The sequence below is a fragment of the bacterium genome, from assembly GCA_039961635.1.
Taxonomy (GTDB): Bacteria; 4484-113; 4484-113; order JAGGVC01; family JAGGVC01; genus JABRWB01.
On sequence record JABRWB010000041.1, the window covers coordinates 13,190 to 34,089 of the forward strand.

Here is a 20,900-nt window from a genome sequence, read left to right on the forward strand (position 1 = left end):
TTTTTTCAAGTGGTAATCACCTCATAGGTTCTGAAATCGGACGAAAGCGGAGACTCTTCTCCCCTCGCTTTGGCCTCCTTGATATCTTCGAATCCGCGCTGGTGGCCTTCGATGAATTCCGGTGAACCTACCCAAGCCTTGAAATTTTCCTCGGATTCCCAGTGGCTTACTATCAGATAACTGTCTCCGTCCTTTTTGGGACGAAGTACTTCCATACGAATAAAACCAGGCATTCTGTCGATCGCGCGCGCGCGCGTCTTGAACAGGTACTCGAATTTCTCCCTATAGTGCTCCTTGCACGTGATGTAATTGATTGCAACGAACAAACCATACCTCCAGAAGATGAAATTGCGAAATTGAAAGTTCCGCGGCCCATCCCTTCGGGAAAGCCCGCTATTTCTACCCCGAATTACCGAAATTATGTAATTTCGGCGGCAACCACCGGCTAATTGTCCGGAGAGCTGATGGGGTAAAATGATTTGTGCCCACCTACAGGTACGAAGCCCGCGATATGGACGGCCGGTCAAGCTCCGGCACCATTGAAGCGGAATCGCAGGACGCCGCTGTTGGCAGGCTGCTTGACGGCGGACTTTTCGTCCACCGGATTAGGGAATCTGCAGGCCAAATCTACCATTCCGAAGGTGGAACCTCGACCTTCAGCTACGGCCAAGGCTGTTTAAGCGCGATTGCCGGAAGCATCATCCCTTTCGTGACGCTGGGCGAGCTTGCGCTTGTGACAAGGGAACTGGCATCGGGCGTAGGAGCAGGATTGAACCTCGCGCATGCCATTTCGGCCGTCCTGGAAGGCTCGCTTTCCCCGATGATGCAAGGCGCTCTGCGCGACATTTCGACACGAATCCAGTCGGGTGACACATTCGAGGAAGCTCTGGCCAGGCATCCGCGCATCTTCAACAAGATGTACAGAGGAATGATCAAGGCGGCGGAAGGAAGCGGTACGCTCGATATCGTGCTGGCCAACCTCGCTCAGTTTCTGGAGGAAGAAGTCGACCTTCGGCGGCGCGTGCAGGGCGCGCTGATTTATCCATCCATTGTGTTCGTAGTCGCGCTTGGTGCGGCATTCATCCTGGCGTGGTTGGGTTATTTCGGCATGAGCCTGTTCAGCGTGATGGTTGCAGCCGCGGTTGCAGTCGTCGCAATTTGGCTGCTCGGCAAGAACCGTCACGTGGCTGCAATGTTCCGGCTGGTACTCTCGGTAACTCCGGGAATTGGCGGAATGATCGCGACGGCGGGTGTGGCGCGCACGTGCCTCGCCCTCGGGACTATGATCAAAAGCGGGGTACCATACCTTGAAGCGCTGGATATGGCAAAAGACGCGGCGAACCATCACGGCATAGAGCAGGCGCTTTCGGTCGTTTACAGCGAAGTCAGCCGTGGCGAGCAGCTTTCAACCAGCCTTGCCAAAAGCAGGATTTTCCCAAGCGTTCTTCGCCACCTGGTGGCCGCGGGGGAGCATGCGGGCAGTGTTGACGATATGCTGTTCAAGGTTTACCAGTACTTGCAGGGCGAACTTCAATACAGGACAAGGGCGATGCTTACTATGATCGGCCCCTTGTTCACAATCCTGTTCGGCGCGCTCGTGCTATACATCGCGCTGATGTTTTGGTCGGGGTATTTTGAAAAAATCATGTCGGCGGCGGGATCGTGAAACGAAGCCTCGACGCGGTTGAACATTTTGCGGTGGATTTAGTCCGGCTTCAGGCGGGATGGGCAATCACCACGCTCGTGCTTGCCATCCAGGTTGTGGCTGTCGTGTTTTTCTCGGCTGCAGCGCCCGAAATTAAAACGCTTGATCAACAGGCGGCTTGGGAATCGGAGGTTCTTCGCTGGTTGTTGATTCCGGGAATTGTTTGCCTCTATCTCAAAGCTTGCCTGTATCTGTGGCGTTCGACCGCCCCAAAAGGAAATGCCTTGCACGCCCAATCGGTGCCGCGGACTTACTCTCAAGCCGCAGGTGCGACGATTGTCGTGCTTTCGATTGACAATGCAATACTTTTGCTCGTTCCATTGGCCTTCGGCTTTGGAGATTACCTGTCGGTTTTGGAGAGAGGCGTGCAGATTTTTGCATTCGTTTCTTCCGGTACTGCGGTTGCAGGTTTGCTGTTCATCAAATTAGCACCGCGCCAGCCCCTTTTCGCGCCGATTTATTTCGCCTGGATGCTTTTGTTGGAATATGCGCAGGTCTGGCTTTCCCGCGAACATCCGGAATTGCCTTTGTTCAACGATTTGTTCGCTTGGAATCGAATTTTTCCAAGTTTGGCGACGCAGACGACGACGTTGAAGCTCGACTCATTTCAGATCTACGAGCTTCTGTTTGCTTCCGCCATAACGGTCGCGGTCGCACTGGCTTTGATTACGGCGGTTCACGGAAAAATAAAAAGTGCAGCTAGCGGTTCCTGACCCGGAACAAGTATGCTCCTGCCGCGGCGACAATCGCGTTCGGAATCCAGCTTGCCAAAAGCGGCTGGATGGCACCTGCCTGACCAAGTTTCATCGCCACGACCGTTATTACATAGTAAACAAGCACAATCAAAACCGCGATGCCCATTCCCGTTCCACCCGTCGTCCGAGCTGCGCTTATCGCGAGAGGAAACGCTATGAGAACAAAAAACACGCTGGCAAAGGGAGTGGAGAATTTGAAGTAATACTCGACGCGCGCCTTTGCGGCTTCGCGTTCAAGACCTTCCCTTTGCAAATCGTTGATATATGCCCGAAGCTCCGATATGCTCATTTCAAGGCTTGTCTTCGCCTTACGGGTCAGCCCGGACGGTTTGATTTCGAGTTCGCGTATATCAAGGATATCGAAAGTGGACGTAAGAACCGAGCCTTCCTGCATTACTTGGTAGCGCGAGCCGTTATGGAATACCCAATGATCCTCCTGCCAGACGCCCGTTTCTGCCGTAATCCAAGAGCTGCGCTGGTCGGTGGGGCCGAAATTGAAAAACTTTATTCCCGTCAGCTTGTCTCCCTCAAGCTTTTCAGCGAGCAAAAGAAAGGTGAGCTGCCCGCCTTCGTAGAAAGGCAAGACGAGGTTTTCCTGATTCACCGCTCCTGTCTTGCGCAATAAAACTTCGTTCTTAATGCGGACGATTGCGCTGTTGGCGCCCGGCGCGACGCCTTCTGAAAGGAAAAAAGTGATGCCGGCTGCAGCAACCCCGAAGTAGGCAACTGCGGCTGCAGCCCTTAAAAGCGAAATCCCTGCCGCTCTAAGAGCAATTATCTCGGAATCGTTGTTTAGGCGGCCGATCCCAAGCAGTGTTCCCAAAAGCACCGACATGGGGAACGAAAGTGCAACAACTTGAGGAATACCCAAAAGAACAAGCTTTGCGAAAAGCGAGAAGGGCAGGTTGAACTTGATCATGAAGTCCAGGGTGGACTTAAGCATCGTCGCCGATACGATGAGAATTGAAAAGCTGAATAGCCCGAATAAAAAGGGCTGCCAAACTTCGCCAAGAATGAGCCGGTCAACCCTTTTGAACACGAACGCATTCTAACACAGTAAACCGACGCAAATAGGATAATCAAATCCCAATGTTGTTCGAATGCGGATTCCATTTGACAGGTGATTCCTGAAGGCTATCATGAATGCGTGGGACTTACGCGCTATCAAATCGCGGTTGCAGTTCTCGCGCTTACATTGGTTTCGGGCGGCGTGTTCATTTACTCGATGAACCAGCTTTCCAGTCCTCCTCCGCAGGACAGCTCCGCCATCGTGGATCGTAGGATGGAGACGGCTTCATCTCTTCCCACGTCGCCGGCAATCGTTTCTCCACAGCCAGCCGGTGCAGAGCACTTGGCCGCCGCGGAAAAGCCCGCACCAAAATCGTCCTCCGCCAAAAAGCAGCCGCCTAAGAGCCCGATCAACATAAATACGGCGAAAGCGGAGGACCTCCAGCAGCTTCCGGGTATCGGACCGGTTCTTGCCGAGCGGATTATTCAATATAGAAACGAAAACGGCTTTTTTGCTTCTCCTGATGATTTGATAAACGTTAAAGGGATCGGAGAGAAAAAGCTCGCAGATATATTACCCTACGTGAGGGTGCAGTGACCGGCGCTCCGAAATTTGAAGAACGCGGTATCGGGATTGAATTTGCCGTCAGGGCAATTCCCGGTGCCGGCAAGAACGAAATTGCCGGCGCTTACGGCGACGCCGTTAAGGTCAGAGTCGTTGCGCCGCCGGAGAAGGGCAGAGCGAACAGAGAAATCGAGAAGCAGCTGGCGGGGTGGCTTGGAATCCCTGCCAAGAACGTGACAGTAACTGCGGGCGCCGCGACGCGGGATAAGCGCGTGCGCGCGGTGGGTATAGATGCGTCAACCTTTGCCGAAAAACTGGCGGCATTGAGATGCAAATAGCGGATTTTTGGGATTTGGCCGGCTACTTCGCGTACTTTTTTATTACTTCGTCCGGTATCCGTACGCCTTTGTTCGTAAAAGAGCGCAGGAAACGCGTAGAAACCTTCAGCCGAACCTTTCGACCATCCTGGTAAAGTGTGACGGACTGGAGGTTCGGGTTGAACCTGCGCTTGGTCTTCCGCTGCGAGTGCGAAACGTGATGCCCCGTCAACGGAGCTTTACCGGTTACCTGACAACGCTTACCCATACAAATACCTCCAGGTGTGGCCTGACGGCCGGAAGCGGGGATTATAACAATAGCTCCGCCGCTGTCAAGAGTGCTCGGCCCGGATTTTACCCGCCAAAATGGCGATAGGCAACGCTGCTTGCGGAGACAAGCTCATCCGCAAGTTCGTCATCCCTATGGAAAATGTCAAGGAATTCCTGAAGGAACTGTGCCTCAAATTCACCGAGTGCAATGAGCACCACTCCATCGGTTGTTTTCACCGCATACACCATCGGCCGCTTATCATGTTTATCCTGAAGCAGCTTTGCCAGTTCGGAATTTTTGGTTTGAAAAACGCTTACGACAAGGGAAGGGTCGTCTCCCGTGAAAATCATCTGGAATACTAGATTGTGCTTGAGGTTGTGAGGAATAAGTTCCTCAAAAGCGAATCCCTCAGGAATTTTGGTGAATTCAGGCACCAGGGGTCTCCACGCGTTTGCCGCGGAAATCGCTCCGTCGTGCCTGAAGCTGGGCAAGGGTGACTTGTTTTCGAATCCATACGGTATATCGAAAAGCGAGTTGTCGATATCCGCGACATGGATGAATTTCAAATCGTCAAGCACTTCAAAGGTCAGCAGCTTGCGATTATCCACCAACAATTCCAGCTTTAGCGGAAAGCCGCTGTCGGCGGATATCCAGACTTTGCGCACCATTCGTCCGGGAATGGCGACTATCCAAGTCCTTTTGCTGCCGTATTTCCCTTCGGACACGGTTGCATTTTCAAGCAATGCTGCCTGTCGGCCGCCGATGTTTATCCATTCCTGAATTCCGCCCCAGCCGCGTGGATCGTTGACCGCGATTTTTCTGCTCCTGTCCACAAGATATCTGCGGTCTTCGACGCGGATGAAGTAAATATCTACGTCCTTCAAATCGCCTTCGGCATCCCTTACCTGGGGCTGTATTAGAGACTTGCCTGGGACGTGGATAATTCGCTGAAATACTTCCTTTGTGCCGCGCGAGCCCCTGGATTTTACAATTCGAATCGTGCAGGAATAGGCGCTACTTTCAAGTGTGTGGCGTACTTTGGAAAGCAGCTCTTCCGCTGTTGGATTCTTAGCCGCGACAGGCGCAGTGGCCGAAAAGATAAACATTAAGCTCGCGGCCAAGGATGCGGCTTTTGGCGAAAGCAATTTCATTTGCCGCCGCTCTCCTCCAACGGCGCCGGAACAATCTCAAGCTCGTCTGGATTTACGGCTGAGTAAAGCATCCCGTTCATTTCCGATTCGGCAAGCCTGTGGCTGTCAACCGCGAAACGGAGAAACTCGTCCGCAGTTATTTCCGAATTGACGAGTATTGATGAAGAATTACCGGTTTGTGCATTGCGATCGAAATCCGCGGAAACATAAAATTGCGAGTTGTCCGGCGCAAGTGCGCGCGATGCAAAGGGGATGCCGAGCCAGATAATCGCGGCGAAAACGCCCAAAAGCGATCCGAAAAAGGCAAGCCGAACGGCGCCCCGTCTGACGTTGTCGCGTTTCCTGAGTTTGATTGCCGCGCCTATTCTGGTTTCAAGGTATGGAGAAGGTTCGTCGCGGACAATATTCGCGACCGCAAGCTTAAGTTCGCGCTGCTCATTAAAACGGTGCCGGCATTCAGGACAAACATCAAGATGTCTGCGAATCTTTTGGGCAAGATCGGCGTTCTTAATAGCACCGTCAAGATATGGATCCATATGATGTTTCAGATAATTGCAGTTCACTGGGTTGCATCTCCTTCGCTGAATCCCGTAGACTCCAAAAGCTCGCGAAGCTTCTTTCGGGCATAAAAAATCCTGGACTGCACCGTACCGAATGGAATCGAAAGCGAATCGGCGATTTCTTGGTAGGACATACCTTCGAGATCGCAAAGCACTAAGACGTTTCGCTGCTGGTCGTTCAACATATCAAGGCATTTTCGAACGTGCTTTCTGGTGTGCTCTCGCGTAAGCTCGGCCTTCGGATTTCCGACGTCAACGAATGTCTCGCGGATGCTATCCTCGGTATCGACAACTTGCGGCTTTTTCTTCCGAATAAAATCGAGCGTCACGTTGTAGGCGATTCTGAAGAGCCAGCTTTTGAAGCTTGCGTTGTTCTTCAAGCTTCGCAAGTTGAAATACGCTTTTACGAACACATCCTGGGCGAGATCTTCCGCATCTTCATTGTTTTTGACCATTCCACGAATGAAATGGAAAACCCTGCGATGGTAGGCGCGCACAAGTTGACCGTAAGCGGATTCGTCTCCGCGGCGGGCGAGTTCGACGATTTCGGCTTCATGGCCGATTTCGTCTAGTATGCCCGTTGACAGGTTGTTGCACATAAGCAAATTTGGAACCGCTCGAGCCACATCCAAAAAGACGAAAAAGCCGCCCCCTTGTTCATCATTATAGGCCACGAACGAAAAATCGGTGGAACAACCCGGTTTGCGTAAATGGAGTGCCTGTCTGGCCCTAAACTGGGTTATACATCTTCAGGCTTGTGAATCCTAGAGCAACAGTTCACTTTAAGAATGATGCCGAACCGATTTGTGAACCTGGTCACTTTTTTGAGCTACTGCTTTTGTTCACAATGTTTCTTTGCGTTGGATTGGGCTTGACTAGTGATATAATATTCAAGGTGCAATGCTATGCCGCATCTGAAGTTTGTTAGTGAAACGGCTTACAAAGCACCTTACAGAACCCCAAGGAGGACCGATATGTCCAAGCTTCACGAAAAACTCGCCAAGATCATCCCCCCCTTGCGCGAGGAGATTAAAAATCTTGTGAAAACCCACGGAGAGGTCAAAATCAGCGAAGTTAACGTGGGGCAGGCCTACGGCGGAATGCGGGGGGTTAAAGGCCTGATTTGTGACACTTCGCTTGTTGAGCCGGACACCGGGCTTGTTATCCGCGGCTACCCGATCCTGGACATCAAGGACAAGTTGCCGGAGGAAATTTTCTGGCTTTTGGTCACCGGTGAGCTTCCGAGCAAGGAAGAGTTGGAGGATCTGCAAAAGAACCTCGCCGAGCGAAAAGGCGTTCCAGCTTACATCTGGGATGTTCTGCGTGCAATGCCAAAGGGCACCCATCCGATGGTGATGCTTGACGCCGCGATACTGGTTCTGGAAAACGAAAGCCAGTTCCGCAAACGCTACGATGAAGGGATGAAGAAAGACGAATATTGGGAACCGATGCTTGAAGACGCGCTTAACATAATCGCGTGGATACCTGAAGTCGCCGCGGGCGTGTACCGCATCCGCTACGAAAAGGGCGACCTGATTCCATCGGACAAGAATTTGGACATGGGCGCGGATTACGTTAAGATGCTCGGGTTTGACGATCCCACGGGCGAGTTCGCCAACTTGATGCGTCTGTATTTGACGCTTCATAGCGATCATGAGAGCGGCAATGTCAGCGCCAACACCTGCCACACGGTCGGCAGTGCGCTAAGCGACGCCTACTACGCAGTCAGCGCCGGACTGAACGGGCTTGCAGGTCCATTGCACGGTTTGGCCAACCAAGAATGCCTCAAATGGGTGCTCGACGTAAAGGAAAAGTTCGGAGGAGTTCCTTCGGAAGAGGAGCTAAGGCAATTTAGCTGGGATACTCTCAATGCCGGCCGCGTCATTCCGGGATATGGCCACGCAGTTCTTAGGATTACCGACCCTAGATTCACGGCGTTTCACGGTTTCGGCTTGCGGGTATGCCCGGAGGATCCGGTTTTCAAGATCGTCGCGCGAGTTTACGAAGTAGTGCCCAAGGTCCTGACCGAAATGGGTAAGGCGAAGGATCCTTGGCCGAACGTGGATGCGGCAAGCGGGTGCCTGCTCTATTATTTCGGCCTGCGCGAGTTCGACTACTATACGGTTCTCTTCAGCGTGAGCCGCGCGATGGGTATGCTTGCCCAGCTCGTATACAATCGGGCGATCGGCACTCCGATTACGCGTCCGAAGAGCGTGACGACCGAATGGATTAAGAAGCAGGTTGCAAAAGCGGAAGCCGCCGGGTAACCGGATAAACTTGGCTGAACTTCCTTTCGCGGAGCCGGTGCTAAGGCATCGGCTCCGTTCTTATTTACGCTTCCAGAGAAAGAATTCGTTGTTGAACTTTCGAAAAACGGCAGGAAGTTTTTCGACCAACCGGAAACACTCCTCCACAGCCCGTGCGTTTACAGTCAAATCGCCCCTGTGGATGATCATGTTACGTGAGCGTACAAAGTACTCAAAGCGTGCGACCGTGTTTGCCTCACCTATTTTTTCGGCCGCATCGTCAAAATAAACACGCGAAAGAGCGTGAAACAGCCGCTTTTTTCTTTCGAAGCTTCTTGCTTCGTCGACGATAAAGTCGGTCAGATCCCCCGAAACGCCGATGTTGAGCAAATGGTACGCGTACAGTTCCTCGAACATCAGCTCGTATGCCGTCACGAATAAGTTCACCACCATGCTTTTCACATTTTCGTCGGGCACATGAAAAAGCAAATGAATGGATTGTAGGAGTGGCTGATAGTTGACGTTTACAGGAAAGCTTTGCCGGTAGCGCCCCCTGTCGGCGCAGTTGGGACAGGCTACGCTTCCATCGTAAAAGTCGTGCTGGCGGCCCACATAGCCGCACATGATGCAGCGGAAGCGGACCTGTCTTTCGGCCCATTCCCGCGCGTGCGTCTTGAGCGAGCCGATGGATAACTCTTCGATTTCCACGGAAAGATAGTAGCACCCCAAGAATGGAATGCTTTAATTGTGAGCCTGCCGGGGAAAGTAGCCCTAACGGGACTCGAACCCGTGTTTTAGCCTTGAGAGGGCTACGTCCTAACCACTAGACGATAGGGCCTTGAGAGCGGGAGATAGTACCAAAAGCGGGCTTCGGGTGCAACATTCGGCCGCAAAACCGAGGATGTATAATCGGAGCGTGTTCTTTTTGCCATTAAGAGACGAGAATCCAAGCTACGGCCTGCCGATTGTCGTGCTTTTGTTGATTGCAATCAACGTCTATGCTTTCTACCTGGAAATTACGTTCAGCGGGGGAATGGAAGCGGCGGTATTCACATGGGGGGCGATACCGAAGGAGCTTGTGACCTTTAGGGACTTTCCGCCCGCTACCGGCCTGCCGGTCTATCTGAACATTTTCACTTCTATGTTCATGCACGGCGGATTGATGCACTTAATAGGCAACATGTGGTTTTTGTGGTTGTTCGGCGACAACTGCGAGTATGTAATGGGTCGGCTTGGATTTGCGGGTTTTTACTTACTTTGCGGAATTGCGGCAACAATCGCCCAGGTGGTGCTTTCGCCACTGTCGGACGTTCCAATGGTAGGGGCAAGCGGCGCTATTGCGGGAGTGATGGGCGCCTACCTGGTTTACTATCCCGCGGCCAGAATTTACAGTCTTATGTGGCTTTTTGTATTCGTGAGGTTCGTATACATTCCGGCTGCGCTTTTTCTGATTGTTTGGATTGTTTTCCAGATATGGAGCGCGATGGGGGACCAACTTACCGGGGGAGGCATCGCGTACGGCGCGCATATCGGAGGATTCGCAGCAGGTTTGCTGCTTGCAAAAGCCTTTATGGCCAGAAAGTCTCCGCCGCGTGGCAAACACTACGGCTGGACGCGCCGAATTTATGATTTCGACTAATTTTCCCGGCAGGCATTCAAGCGTTTGAAGCTGGTATTACTCGATGGGGGTAGTATTTCTTCCATGAAGCGGATTCGGATAATCGGTGCCGGAATAGCTGGGAGCGAGGCAGCTTGGCAATGCGCGCGCCGCGGCGTCCAAGTTGAGCTATGGGAAATGCGTCCCCACACCATGCCGCCCGCACACCGCACATCAGGATTTGCCGAGCTAGTCTGCAGCAATTCTTTTAAAAGCAAAGATCCGCATACCAGTGCAGGTCTCTTGAAGGAAGAATTGAGGATGCTGGGCTCGCTTATACTCGATTGTGCGGAGGCGGAGGCGCTTCCCGGCGGTACGGCGCTGATGGTTGATCGCGAACGGTTTTCCGCCAGAGTGACCGAAGCAATTTCATGTAATCCCTTGATTCATGTCATCCGCGGGTCGGTCGACAATATCGCGGAATTTGCAGCCGAATCCGGCAACGATCCGGTGATTGTCGCAGTCGGGCCAAACACAACCGATAATTTTTGGAGAAGTTTGGACGCGTTTCTTGGCTCAGAAAGACTGCATTTCTTCGATGCAACCAGCCCAATTGTCTCTGCAGATTCGCTGAAATTCGACCGCATTTTCGAGGCGTCAAGATACGGCAAGGGGGAAAACGAAGGTTACTTAAATTCACCGATGGACAAGGATGAATATGTTAGATTCAGAGAGGAGCTGCTCTCGGCCGAATTGGTACCTCTAGGACATGGCGAGGAGCTTAGCCTGTTCGAAGGATGTCTGCCCATCGAAGAGCTTGCGCGCCGCGGCGAAGATGCGATGCGATTCGGGCCGCTGAAACCCGTAGGTTTTGTGGATCCGGTAAAGGGCAGGGAACCGTACGCAGTCGTGCAACTCCGCCAGGAAGATTCGATGAGGGCGGCTTATTCGCTTGTCGGATTTCAAACCCGGCTTAAATTTCCCGAGCAGGAACGCGTTTTGTCCTTGATTCCCGGTCTCGAAAAGGCGAAGTTTTTAAGGCATGGAAGAATGCACAAAAACACCTACATAGATGCTCCGAAGCTGCTTTATCCGACGCTTCAATATCGTGCTAATCCCAATTTGCTCTTCGCCGGACAGATTACAGGACTGGAAGGTTATCAATCCGCGGCAGCGACCGGATTGGTGGCGGGATTGAACGCCGTGCGAATAGTCTCGGGAGCGGAACCCTTGCGAATCCCGGAGAAAACGGTAATCGGCGAAGCGCTTCGTTGGATGACCGATTTCGGCAACAAGGAATACAGGCCGACTGCGCCGGTTTTCGGCATGTGGAAGGATGTTCCAAAATTGAAAAAGAAAGACCGGGCCGAATGGTTCATTAGAAGGAGCAGGGAAGGAATTGCAAAAATCGCCGCAGATATTGCAGCCAAGTCCGAAACGGAATTTCGATATGTCGATACTTAATCCAACACTTGCGGACATGTCTTCTTATCCCATTGAACTCCTGGATTATGAGCTTCCGTCCGAGCTGATAGCGCAGGAGCCCCTGGACGATAGATCGGCGTCAAGAATGCTCCATGTAATCCGCAATTCCGGCGAGATAATTCACAGAAATTTCCGTGATCTTCCTAAGCTGCTTAGGATTGGGGATGTATTGGTGCTGAACGACAGCAAGGTGATTCCCGGAAGAATCCGCGGACGCAAACTCACCGGCGGCTCGGTGGAAATCGTCGTACTGAAGGAGATGGATGAATATCGGTTCGAAGTAATCGCCGAAGTGCGGGGAGGATTGAAGAAAGGCGATAGATACTTGCTTGTGAACGATTTTCTGATCGAGGTCGAATGGGCGGAGCAAGGAGGCCCGCGTGGAATAATAAAAGCAACGGCCTACTTGCCCAAATGCCACGATGAAGAGCAATTCAAACTCGATGACATGCATCCTGCGGCCGAATTGGAGGAGCCGTTATTTCTCGAAATGTTTTATTCCGGCGGGGAAATGCCCATTCCACCATACATCAAACGTCAGTCGGAATTTCCCGACCGATATCAGACGGTCTACGCGCTAAACAGGGGTAGCGCGGCCGCTCCTACCGCCGGATTGCATTTCACGCAAGAGGTTCTTGACGAAATCGCGAGGCGCGGCGTTGATATCCAGCGAATCACTCTGCATATAGGCATTGGAACGTTTTTGCCGATAAGGTCAGAGGATTTGGCCATGCACAAAATGCATAAGGAGGAATATCGCGTCTCCGAAGAAGCAGCCGAGGCGATTATAAAAGCAATCCGCGAAGGCCGGCGGATCGTTGCAGCAGGCACAACTACCGTGCGCACGCTCGAAGCTGTATTCTCGCCGTGCAATTGCTCGGTGGACGGTACACCTTTCAAATTAAAAGGCGAAACGGATTTGTTCATCTTTCCCGGCTACAATTTCAAAGTAGTTGGTGCAATGTTAACCAACTTTCATTTACCGAAAAGCACTTTGCTGGCAATGGTGTATGCGTTTGGGGGGCGGAACGTGATAAGAAACGCCTATCAATCGGCCATCTCGGAACGCTACCGCTTTTATTCGTTCGGCGACTGCATGCTTATAGAGTGATGAAAAATCGTTGAGATTCTGCGCCCGAAAAGTCAAACGCCAAACATTAATGTTTTTGCTACTTAAAGTAGTGGCATTCCCGGCAGGATTTATCCGGATAATGCGCCTCGTCCTTGTCGGCATGGCACATTTGGCAGTTTTGCCTCGGCACCTCCCGCCAGGCGTGGTTTGCGTGGCAGGTCATACAGCTTTGATGACCATCGCGAACGTGCAGCCCCTTGGATGTCATATCCGCATGGCAAGACGCGCAGCTTTCGGGATCCGCCTTCCACTCGTGTGTCGCATGGCACATTGCACAGTTGTTTTTGATGCTCTCCTCGTTTGCCTGAAGCTTGTCCGCGTGGCACATCGTGCAAGATGGCATTTCAGTCTTGCTGAATGAGTGGGCTGCGTGGCACATCGTGCACGTCGTCATTTTCGATTTCAAGTTGGTTTCCGCAATGTCCGCATGACAAGTCGCACAGGCTACTTCCGGCTTGGGCGTCCAGTTGTGGTCAGCATGGCAGAAAGAGCAGGATACATGCGGCCCGGAGGAAGTTTCATCCGCTTTATCCGCATGGCAGCTAGCGCAATCCAGCGTCCGAGTCCAGGTATGAGGGATGTGGCACAGCGCGCAGTTTGCTTTGAATTGACCTGAAGAGGCGTTGCCGTTATCCACCTGCGATGGATGGCAGGTCTTGCAGGCTCCCGGCGGTTCGGGAGACCAGTTGTGCCCCGCGTGGCACATTGCACACTCGGGCATTCCAGCCGTGGCAGTGTCGGTTCCGATGTCTGCGTGGCAGGACAGACACAAAATAGGCTCGGGTTTCCACAGGTGATCGGAATGACAAAGCGCGCAATCCGCCTTTACGTTGTTCAGCGACGCCAGACCGGAATCGCGCACGTCAGGATGACATTGGCCGCAGAACTTGCTGTTCCGGAGAGTGTGAACCGCGGCCATCTGGAATTCGTTCAGCTTCAGAGCTTTGTCGGCCTTTTGCTTCGCTACTTCCGCTTCGGAGATTTCTAAGATTTGAGCAAGTTCCGCGTCCGTTGCCGCGGGAAGATTGGGCTTCCAGGTGTGTGGATTGTGGCAGAGGCTGCAATCCGCTTTGGCGGGCAGTTCTTTGGAATTGGCGACCGGGCTGTGATGGCAAGCGGCGCAAGACTGCCAGCCCTTGAAGCTGCCTTCGTGGGTGTTGTGGCAAATGGCGCAGTTTTGCATTTTGCCTTTGAGCACTTCCTTGACAACTGGAGCATGGCAGCTGCGGCAAGTTGAGGATCCTCTGGGCGCTTTCCACGTGTGGTTCTGGTGGCATGACAAACATTGCTTATGTTTGGAAGGAATGCTGGAAGCGGGCACCGCGCCCGGATAAATGGCTCTTGAGTGGCATTCGAGGCATTTGGATGGAGCTGCAACCTTCCAGTCGGAAATCGCGTGGCAGCTAAGGCAATCTTTGTGCTTCGCCGGTGCCGATGCGGGAGCGAAACGCTCCTTCCAGCCCGGTTCGTGGCAGCTTGCACAAGTACCGGTTTTGAAATTGCCCAGATAATGTGGGCTATGACATTGGATGCAGTTCTTGGGGTGGAATGGGAAGTTGTGTTCAAGCACTTCCGTTGTTTGGGTATGGCACTGCGTGCAAAACTCGGCGTTTCCGACGTTGGTCCAGGAATGGGGCTTGTGGCACTGAACGCAGGATTGATGTCCCGGATTGGAAGTCTGGCCCGGCTTATAAACCGCATGGCAGTTCAGGCAGGTAGAAGACGTAATCTCGTAACTTTCGTCGTGTGGATTGTGGCAACTCTTGCAGGATATTGCCATCGCAGCATCGGGGGAAAAGAAATCCTTGTTAATTTCAGTCTGCAGTGGTTCGGCGTGGCATATCTGGCAGTCGTTGAATTCGGGAACAAGCTCCATTCCCGTTTTTTGGACTTTGAAAACGTGACAAGCCCAACAATGGTTTTTTGCCTGTTCGCTGGTGAAATGGCCTTCAGCGTGGCATTCGAGGCATTTTTTGGGATCGGGCAGCTCCAGGAAGTTGTCGGTGTTGTGGCACGTTGCGCATTCCATCCGCTCTTTGAGTACGTGGGAGCCGTGGCCGGGCGTGTTGGGAAGGGATTTCCACAGGTCTGCGGAAATTCCGGCAGGAGGTGTTTCGGAAAATTCGGAGACGGGCACTTTGGCGGCGTTGTGCTTGTCCTGACCGCCACACGTGGTCAATATCAAGATAGCCGGCAGAAGAAAAAAAAGACGCAAATCTGCGCTCGATTTGAGCGAGATTTGCGACCAAAAACGAAGCTTGGTTGGCGACGGCAGGGTCATCTGTCTAAACAGGGACAGGCGCCCAGGGACGCCGTCCGGGGCTTGAGAATTACTACCGGTTTCCCAAAACCACCTTCGTATAGTACAGCATCAGCAGGCCGTAAGCAAACACCAAAGCCCCCAAAATCAAAACTGTGCGCTTGGCCTGTCTGCCCCGCGAAATCAGTTTCGTGGTGAAAGACTTGATTTCCATGTAAATGGATTCGGCCTCTTTGTGGTTGTCGGAAATGAGCTTTCCATCGACTGAATGCTGGAGGCCGCGCGCCGTAAGCAGTTTCGTGGTTATTTCTTCCACCTTTGGAAGCATATCGGTCATACTTAAATGCGTAGTTTTTTCCGTTTCTTCAACTAGTGTAAGACACTCCTCGTGAAGCTCGTTTAGTCCGGCAAGCGATGTTTTTATCGTGTTAATCGTTGCGTACGCCGCGCTTTTGGTGTCGTGGCACGATAAACATCCGCCTTTTTCGGTTGATGTTATGAACTCGTCGGTAGGTTTTTTAAGCTTGTGATTATCGTGGCAAGTTATGCAGCGAGGAAAGCTCATAGCTTTGAAGGCTTCATTGTGAGGCCCTTGCGCGTAATATTGCTCGGTTCGAAGATGGCAAGAGCCGCATACATTCACGACAGAATCTACTCCCGGAGGCGCAGCGCCGTGATAGCCGTGGCAGGAAGTGCATACCGGTGCGGCTGTTTCCTTCTCCTTGAAAAGCAGTTCGCCATGCCGGCCGGCCATGTAATCGCTCACTATATCGGCGTCTATTCCATAGGCGGACATTAGCGATTTATCTGCATGGCATTTGCCGCAGGTTGCAGGGATGTTTTCGTGATGCGTGGATGACTGCGGATTTGACGCTGGAGCAATTAAGTGCGGCGAATGGCAGTCCGAGCAGAATGCAACATTCATGTCGCCGTTTTCAAAAAAGCGCTTGCCGTGAATACTCGTTTTGTAAAGTTCAAGCTGATCGGTGCGCATATTTCCGAACTGCTTCATGTATTCCGGGTTTGCATGGCATTTCGTGCAGGTATCAAGTATCTGGCCGCCGGTCGGCTTGCCGACGAAACCAATTGCAGGATCCATCGCGACCGCCACGTCTCCTGAAGTTGGATCGCCTCCATGACAATCAACGCAACCCAGTCCCTTATCCCAGTGCGTGCTTTTTTTGAAATCCTGAACCAATTTCAGATATTTGCCTCCCATTTTTTCGTGGCAGGCGATACAACTATCCGAGCGTTTCCCTACAACCTCTTGAGCCAAGGCGGGTTTGGTCAAGAATAACAATAAAAGAGCAGTTATCGGCAAAAAAACCTCGCGAAATGCGATTCTAGGAGTTTTCACGAATAATACCCCCAGATTGTGAAAGTGATATAGAAAATCACAAATGCCAAGCCGGCGAGTGAAACCAGCGGCCTTTTGATGGGGTGCTGTGCATCTGCCGGAGTGCGATCAAGCCACGGCAGTAAAGCAACCGCCAGGAAAAACAGGCCGGAGATAATGATCGTAAACGGCTTGTTGAAATCTTGAATGCCGGCGAAGTCTTTTGGAACCACTTTTAATAGTTGATAAACCGCCAGAAAATACCACTCAGGCTTTATGTGGGTTGGAGTCGTGAAAGGGTCTGCGGGAGGTTCGAGCCCTTTTACGTATAAGCCGCACAAAATTACAATCAGGCCTAGGCAAAAAATCGCCACCGCCATTTCGGTTAAAAGGTGCGTCGGCCAAAACCTTGGCCCAACGACTTTTTCTCCTGGACGCGGATGGTAAACCACGATGACCTCCTAAAGCGGGCCTGAAATGCCCTGGCGCCTGATCATAAGGAAATGACCAAGCATAAAAACAAGCGTCCCCAAAGGAAGAAAGACAACGTGCAACATGAAAAACCTGGTTAAAGTGTCGCCGGATACCGTGGCTCCGCCCCTTAAAAGCACTATAAGAAGGTTTCCAAGCGCAGGCGGGGGCACGGCCTTAGCCAAATCGGTGCCGACAGTAGTCGCCCAGTAGGCAATTTGATCCCAAGGAAGCAGGTATCCCGTGAAACCGAATAAGAGTCCGATTAAGAGCAATACCACCCCACTGACCCAAGTCATCTCTCGCGGTGCTTTGTAGCTTCCTGTAAAGAAAACCCGCGCCATATGGAGGAAGAGAAACACAATGAACAAGTTCGCGCACCAATGGTGGACGCTTCTGACAAACCAGCCGAAGCTGACCTCGGTAGCGATGAATCTAACCGAGTTATATGCCTCTGAAACTGTTGGCTTATAGTAAAGAAGCAAAAGAATTCCGCTTACAAGCTGGATGCCGAACATCAAAAAGGTCAAGCCGCCAAGGCAGTACATCCAGTTTGTTGCGTGCAATGGGACGATCTGGTTGGCTTGCGCGCGCCACCATTCCCGCCATTCGAACCGTTCCTCGAACCAGTCGCCTACCCGCCAACTCCAAGGCCTTTCAGATTTGCTTTGAGGAGATGCGCTCATGACACCTCCGCCCCAACGAAGATTTTTCCTTCCCGTATTACCACTTTGTATTGCTTAAGATCCCTGGGTGAGGGGCCGGCGATCAACTTGCCGTCGAACGTGAACCGTGCGCCGTGGCAGGGACAATCAAGTTCATTGCTTGCAACGTCGACCATGCAGCCAAGGTGAGGACATTTTTTTTCTAGTGCTTTTAACGCTCCATCGGCAAGGAATACGATAATCGGGACGCCATCAGATCCCATTACAGTTTTGGGAGAACCGTCGCCCACCGACCCCTCGGGGCCCACCTCGATCAGTTCGTTTTTCTCCGACGTTCGTTTGGGTGGAATAAGGATGTTGAGTAAGGGGAAGCAAATGATGAATGCAAGGCCGAGGAAAGAGCTCCCAAGAAGCCATTCGACAGCCTTGCGACGAGCCTCATTGGACTCGTCAGCATGCCCTGGTTCGAATTCCTTTACCACTATTAACCTCCGAATCGGGGAAACACAGAGCCATAAAAATGCTAGTGGTGTTTTCTCAACTTGTCAACAGTTATCGGTAAATCGGTACCTTTTTATTGATATCGGTTTGACTATCACGAGGAGCTCGCTTATCATCCCGTTGTGTTTTCGGGGCCGATACGTTTATTTATGTTTGCCGCCACCGCTTTCTGGTGGGCGGCCGCGCTGTTTTTTTGTCTGCCGTCAAAGATTGCTTCAGCTTGGGAACTGGACAAGACATGGCGCCGCAATATCGCCGACGGCGTTGAATTTGTACATTACAGGATGATTTTCGAGCGTGGGCCGGCGCACATTTTCGTCGTCGAGGTTGATCCGCTCAGTTCGTATAGCCTTAAGCCGGTTATAGCAAATAACCGAATAGGTTCCTTGGAAGAAGTTGGCTCGATCGCCAAGAGAGCAGGGGCGGTGGCTGCCATCAACGGCGGATTCTTTGACACCAAAACCAATTTACCGGTTGGGTTAATCGGTGTTAAACACCGACTTTTATACAACCAATGGCTTAACCGGGCCGTACTGGGAATTGACGAAAAGGGCTTCGCGAGTTTTGGCACTTTCAGGGTTAGCGCCGAGCTTTACTTTCCGGATGTGGACAAGTCGGTGCCAATTCACGGCATCAACCGCCCGAGAAAGGAAGGCGATTTAATTGTATTCTATCCGGAGTTCGGACCATCAACAAAAACGAACGAATGGGGCGTGGAAGTTCTCTGCAGGCGCATCAGTCCCACTTCAACCTACTACCCCTTTGCGGTTCTCGAACCGGAGAGGTATCTAATTCAGGAAGTAAACAGGAACAACACAAGAATTCCAAGCGATGGCATGGTGCTTTCCTTCCATTCGTCCATACTAAAGGGCCTTACTTGGCTGGACAAAGTGATGCTTGGCGAGGAAGTAATTGTGCGAACGAACCTGCCAAAGGAGTGGGATTCCTTTCCATACCTACTGGGCGGGGGCCCGATGCTTGTAAAAGAAGGTAGGCTGGTTTTGGATCCAGCAAAAGAAGGATTCAAAGCGTCGTTCAATTACCCTACTGCAAGAACCGCCGTAGGAAAAACCGTCAGCGGGAAAATACTCATCGTCGTGGTTGACTCTGGTTCGAAGGATTACAGTATCGGCGCCACCTGGACGGAGCTGGCCTATGCGATGATTGGCCTGTATCCACTATCCGACTTGATGGGCTTTGATGGCGGCGGGTCGTCCACCATGTTCGTAGACGGCAAAGTTGTAAACGAGCCCAAAGACGGCGCTTCAAGGCGCGTCAGCAATATTTTGGCGGTAGTGCCTTTCGACGAGTTTCTTTAAACCGGGCCGCTACAGCTCAAAATGCAGGGGGTGGGATCCATCAGGCTCTACATCCACTTCCTGTTCCCCAAGCAAGTTGCCTTGAAAATCCATACATTTAACGGTGTAATGCCCCGGGGGTAGCCCAGTAATCGTGTACACGCCGTCGACTGCCTGGCCTTGGCTGACTTCCTCGCCTTTGTCATTGACCGCCACCAGAGTGGCGCCATATGGGTTGCCATCCTTGCGGACACTGCCGGTTATTTCACCGGGCGGCGGCTCCGAGCAGGAAACCAAATATGCCGCCAACAACAACAGCGCCGCAAAAGCGATTGAAATGCGTCTGAAATTCATCATTACCTCCAAAGCAAAAATACAGTATAGCGCAGTCTAAGTGGCGCTTGAATGCTTTTCGAGCAGCGGCATCGCCTCAGCTATACGCCTGAGGGCCTCCTTGATGTTTTCCTTGCTGTTGGCGTAGGAGAACCGCAGGAACCCTTCTCCGTGTTCACCGAAGGCGGTTCCAGCCAAACAGGAAACGCCCGCATTGTAAAGTAGATGGTCTGCAATATCCCGCCCAGACCTTCCGAAGCTAGAAAAGTTGGGGAACACGTAAAAAGCGCCCTTCGGCATCAGACAAGAAACCCCTTCAATAGCGTTAAGTCCGTCTACTATCAAATCCCGGCGCTCTTTGAATTCGCGTACCATATCTTCCACCGCTGTTTGATCTCCATGAAGCGCTTCCGCACCGGCGATTTGCGTAAATGCAGCGGTGCACGATGCCGCATTCGTCATCAGTCGCTCCAACTTGGCGGCAAGCTCCTCGTTGCAGACGGCGTATCCTAGCCTCCAACCAGTCATTGCATATGTCTTGCTGTGGCCATCAAGCAAGATCACGCGCTTGAGCGGATTATCGGTATTCATTATGCTGAAGTGCTCGCCTTCGTAAACGATCCTGCTGTAAATCTCGTCGGACAGAATGTAAAAGTCGTGCTTTTCGGCCAACTCGGAAATAGCAATGATATCTTCTTTGGCCAGCATTCCGCCGGTAGGATTCTGGGGCGAATTGATGAAAACCAGCTTCGTTTTCGGGGTTATCAGCGACTTGAGCTCGTCAATGTCGAATCTGAATTCGTTTTTTTCCCTTAGAATGATCGGAATAGACTTCGCTCCAAGGAACGTAGAAACGCTTTCATACGCCGGGTAACCGGGGTTCGGGTAGATCACTTCGTCACCCTCGTCCACGAGCGCAAGCGCGGTAAGAAATACGACGGGTTTCGCCCCCGGCATAATTACAACGTTTTTGCCCGATAACTGCACTCCGTAGCGGTTCGAAACATATTCCGCGTACTTTTCACGCATTTCTCTTAATCCCGCTGAGGGAGTATAGTGCGTGTAACCGTTTTCCAAGGCCCAATGAGCCTTATCGATTATGTTGCGCGGAGTTGCGAAATCAGGTTCTCCGATTTCCAGATGGACAATGCTTTTTCCCTGGGCTTCGAGCTCCTTCGCCTTTGCAAGAGTAACAAAAGCCGTCTCGGTTCCCAGCTTTGACATTCTCGATGCGAACTTCATTC

The 20,900-nt window shown here is 52.0% G+C and carries 23 protein-coding genes and 1 tRNA gene; 9 read left to right on the plus strand and 15 right to left on the minus strand.

The window, feature by feature from the left end; translation table 11 throughout:
- Nucleotides 1-5: 5 nt before the first annotated feature.
- Nucleotides 6-314, minus strand: a complete 309-nt coding sequence (locus HRF49_06600; GenBank protein MEP0814318.1) for an antibiotic biosynthesis monooxygenase — start codon at nt 312-314, stop codon at nt 6-8.
- Nucleotides 315-481: 167 nt separating this feature from the next.
- Here HRF49_06600 and HRF49_06605 point away from each other — a divergent pair, with 167 nt between their 5' ends.
- Together HRF49_06605 and HRF49_06610 are read left to right on the plus strand one after the other, a co-directional pair.
- Nucleotides 482-1,666, plus strand: a complete 1,185-nt coding sequence (locus HRF49_06605) for a type II secretion system F family protein (GenBank protein ID MEP0814319.1) — start codon at nt 482-484, stop codon at nt 1,664-1,666.
- Complete coding sequence (locus tag HRF49_06610) at nt 1,663-2,418, plus strand: hypothetical protein (GenBank protein MEP0814320.1); 756 nt, start codon at nt 1,663-1,665, stop codon at nt 2,416-2,418. The genes HRF49_06605 and HRF49_06610 overlap by 4 nt, the downstream gene beginning before the upstream one ends.
- On the opposite strand, the gene HRF49_06615 is transcribed toward HRF49_06610, so the two are convergent.
- Nucleotides 2,405-3,499, minus strand: coding sequence for a YjgP/YjgQ family permease (locus HRF49_06615; protein MEP0814321.1), 1,095 nt, complete (start codon nt 3,497-3,499; stop codon nt 2,405-2,407). The genes HRF49_06610 and HRF49_06615 overlap by 14 nt on opposite strands.
- 186 nt (nt 3,500-3,685) lie before the next feature.
- On the opposite strand from HRF49_06615, the gene HRF49_06620 reads away from it, so the two are divergent.
- Nucleotides 3,686-4,066, plus strand: a complete 381-nt coding sequence (locus HRF49_06620; GenBank protein ID MEP0814322.1) for a helix-hairpin-helix domain-containing protein — start codon at nt 3,686-3,688, stop codon at nt 4,064-4,066.
- 29 nt (nt 4,067-4,095) lie between these two features.
- Nucleotides 4,096-4,371: a DUF167 domain-containing protein gene (locus tag HRF49_06625; protein ID MEP0814323.1), complete on the plus strand. Its 276-nt coding sequence runs from the start codon at nt 4,096-4,098 to the stop codon at nt 4,369-4,371.
- 22 nt (nt 4,372-4,393) lie between these two features.
- Here HRF49_06625 and HRF49_06630 read toward each other — a convergent pair whose 3' ends face one another.
- From HRF49_06630 to HRF49_06645, 4 genes are all read right to left on the minus strand, one after another.
- Nucleotides 4,394-4,618, minus strand: a complete 225-nt coding sequence (locus tag HRF49_06630) for a 50S ribosomal protein L28 (GenBank protein MEP0814324.1) — start codon at nt 4,616-4,618, stop codon at nt 4,394-4,396.
- A gap of 86 nt (nt 4,619-4,704) precedes the next feature.
- Nucleotides 4,705-5,772 carry a hypothetical protein gene (locus HRF49_06635; protein ID MEP0814325.1) on the minus strand — a complete coding sequence of 356 codons (1,068 nt, stop codon included), beginning with the start codon at nt 5,770-5,772 and terminating at the stop codon, nt 4,705-4,707.
- Nucleotides 5,769-6,335, minus strand: a complete 567-nt coding sequence (locus HRF49_06640) for a zf-HC2 domain-containing protein (protein ID MEP0814326.1) — start codon at nt 6,333-6,335, stop codon at nt 5,769-5,771. The genes HRF49_06635 and HRF49_06640 overlap by 4 nt, the downstream gene beginning before the upstream one ends.
- Nucleotides 6,332-6,964 (minus strand): sigma-70 family RNA polymerase sigma factor, encoded by a 633-nt coding sequence (locus HRF49_06645; GenBank protein MEP0814327.1) that lies wholly within the window; start codon nt 6,962-6,964, stop codon nt 6,332-6,334. Before HRF49_06645 ends, HRF49_06640 begins: the two co-directional genes overlap by 4 nt.
- Nucleotides 6,965-7,306: 342 nt before the next feature.
- Here HRF49_06645 and HRF49_06650 point away from each other — a divergent pair, with 342 nt between their 5' ends.
- On the plus strand, nt 7,307-8,599 hold the full coding sequence (locus HRF49_06650; protein ID MEP0814328.1) for a citrate (Si)-synthase: 1,293 nt from the start codon (nt 7,307-7,309) through the stop codon (nt 8,597-8,599).
- A gap of 60 nt (nt 8,600-8,659) precedes the next feature.
- On the opposite strand, the gene HRF49_06655 is transcribed toward HRF49_06650, so the two are convergent.
- Entirely contained in the window at nt 8,660-9,286 is a 627-nt protein-coding gene (locus tag HRF49_06655) for a hypothetical protein (GenBank protein MEP0814329.1), read from the minus strand.
- A 58-nt stretch (nt 9,287-9,344) separates the two neighbouring features.
- Nucleotides 9,345-9,416, minus strand: a tRNA-Glu gene (locus HRF49_06660).
- 63 nt (nt 9,417-9,479) lie between these two features.
- Between HRF49_06660 and HRF49_06665 the strand changes: the two genes are divergently transcribed.
- The 3 genes from HRF49_06665 (at nt 9,480) to queA (ending at nt 12,771) form a co-directional block, all read left to right on the plus strand.
- Entirely contained in the window at nt 9,480-10,217 is a 738-nt protein-coding gene (locus tag HRF49_06665) for a rhomboid family intramembrane serine protease (GenBank protein MEP0814330.1), read from the plus strand.
- A 63-nt stretch (nt 10,218-10,280) separates the two neighbouring features.
- On the plus strand, nt 10,281-11,639 hold the full coding sequence (gene trmFO, locus HRF49_06670; GenBank protein MEP0814331.1) for a methylenetetrahydrofolate--tRNA-(uracil(54)-C(5))-methyltransferase (FADH(2)-oxidizing) TrmFO: 1,359 nt from the start codon (nt 10,281-10,283) through the stop codon (nt 11,637-11,639).
- 16 nt (nt 11,640-11,655) lie between these two features.
- Nucleotides 11,656-12,771, plus strand: a complete 1,116-nt coding sequence (queA, locus tag HRF49_06675; protein ID MEP0814332.1) for a tRNA preQ1(34) S-adenosylmethionine ribosyltransferase-isomerase QueA — start codon at nt 11,656-11,658, stop codon at nt 12,769-12,771.
- 58 nt (nt 12,772-12,829) lie between these two features.
- On the opposite strand, the gene HRF49_06680 is transcribed toward queA, so the two are convergent.
- The 5 genes from HRF49_06680 to HRF49_06700 all read right to left on the minus strand — a co-directional run bounded on the left by HRF49_06680 (nt 12,830) and on the right by HRF49_06700 (nt 18,006).
- The gene (locus tag HRF49_06680) at nt 12,830-14,971 is read right to left on the minus strand and encodes a hypothetical protein (GenBank protein MEP0814333.1); all 2,142 of its coding nucleotides are present in this window, start codon (nt 14,969-14,971) and stop codon (nt 12,830-12,832) included.
- A 154-nt stretch (nt 14,972-15,125) separates the two neighbouring features.
- A complete protein-coding gene (locus HRF49_06685) occupies nt 15,126-16,250 on the minus strand; it encodes a cytochrome c3 family protein (GenBank protein MEP0814334.1) in 1,125 nt (374 codons plus the stop codon).
- 155 nt (nt 16,251-16,405) lie between these two features.
- A complete protein-coding gene (locus tag HRF49_06690; protein ID MEP0814335.1) occupies nt 16,406-16,768 on the minus strand; it encodes a cytochrome b subunit of the bc complex in 363 nt (120 codons plus the stop codon).
- An 81-nt stretch (nt 16,769-16,849) separates the two neighbouring features.
- Nucleotides 16,850-17,545: a cytochrome b N-terminal domain-containing protein gene (locus tag HRF49_06695; protein ID MEP0814336.1), complete on the minus strand. Its 696-nt coding sequence runs from the start codon at nt 17,543-17,545 to the stop codon at nt 16,850-16,852.
- Nucleotides 17,542-18,006 (minus strand): Rieske (2Fe-2S) protein, encoded by a 465-nt coding sequence (locus HRF49_06700; protein MEP0814337.1) that lies wholly within the window; start codon nt 18,004-18,006, stop codon nt 17,542-17,544. The genes HRF49_06695 and HRF49_06700 overlap by 4 nt, the downstream gene beginning before the upstream one ends.
- A 141-nt stretch (nt 18,007-18,147) precedes the next feature.
- Between HRF49_06700 and HRF49_06705 the strand changes: the two genes are divergently transcribed.
- Nucleotides 18,148-19,344, plus strand: coding sequence for a phosphodiester glycosidase family protein (locus tag HRF49_06705; protein MEP0814338.1), 1,197 nt, complete (start codon nt 18,148-18,150; stop codon nt 19,342-19,344).
- 9 nt (nt 19,345-19,353) lie between these two features.
- Here HRF49_06705 and HRF49_06710 read toward each other — a convergent pair whose 3' ends face one another.
- Nucleotides 19,354-19,680: a carboxypeptidase regulatory-like domain-containing protein gene (locus HRF49_06710; GenBank protein ID MEP0814339.1), complete on the minus strand. Its 327-nt coding sequence runs from the start codon at nt 19,678-19,680 to the stop codon at nt 19,354-19,356.
- A gap of 33 nt (nt 19,681-19,713) precedes the next feature.
- Nucleotides 19,714-20,898 carry a pyridoxal phosphate-dependent aminotransferase gene (locus tag HRF49_06715; GenBank protein ID MEP0814340.1) on the minus strand — a complete coding sequence of 395 codons (1,185 nt, stop codon included), beginning with the start codon at nt 20,896-20,898 and terminating at the stop codon, nt 19,714-19,716.
- Nucleotides 20,899-20,900 lie beyond the last annotated feature (2 nt).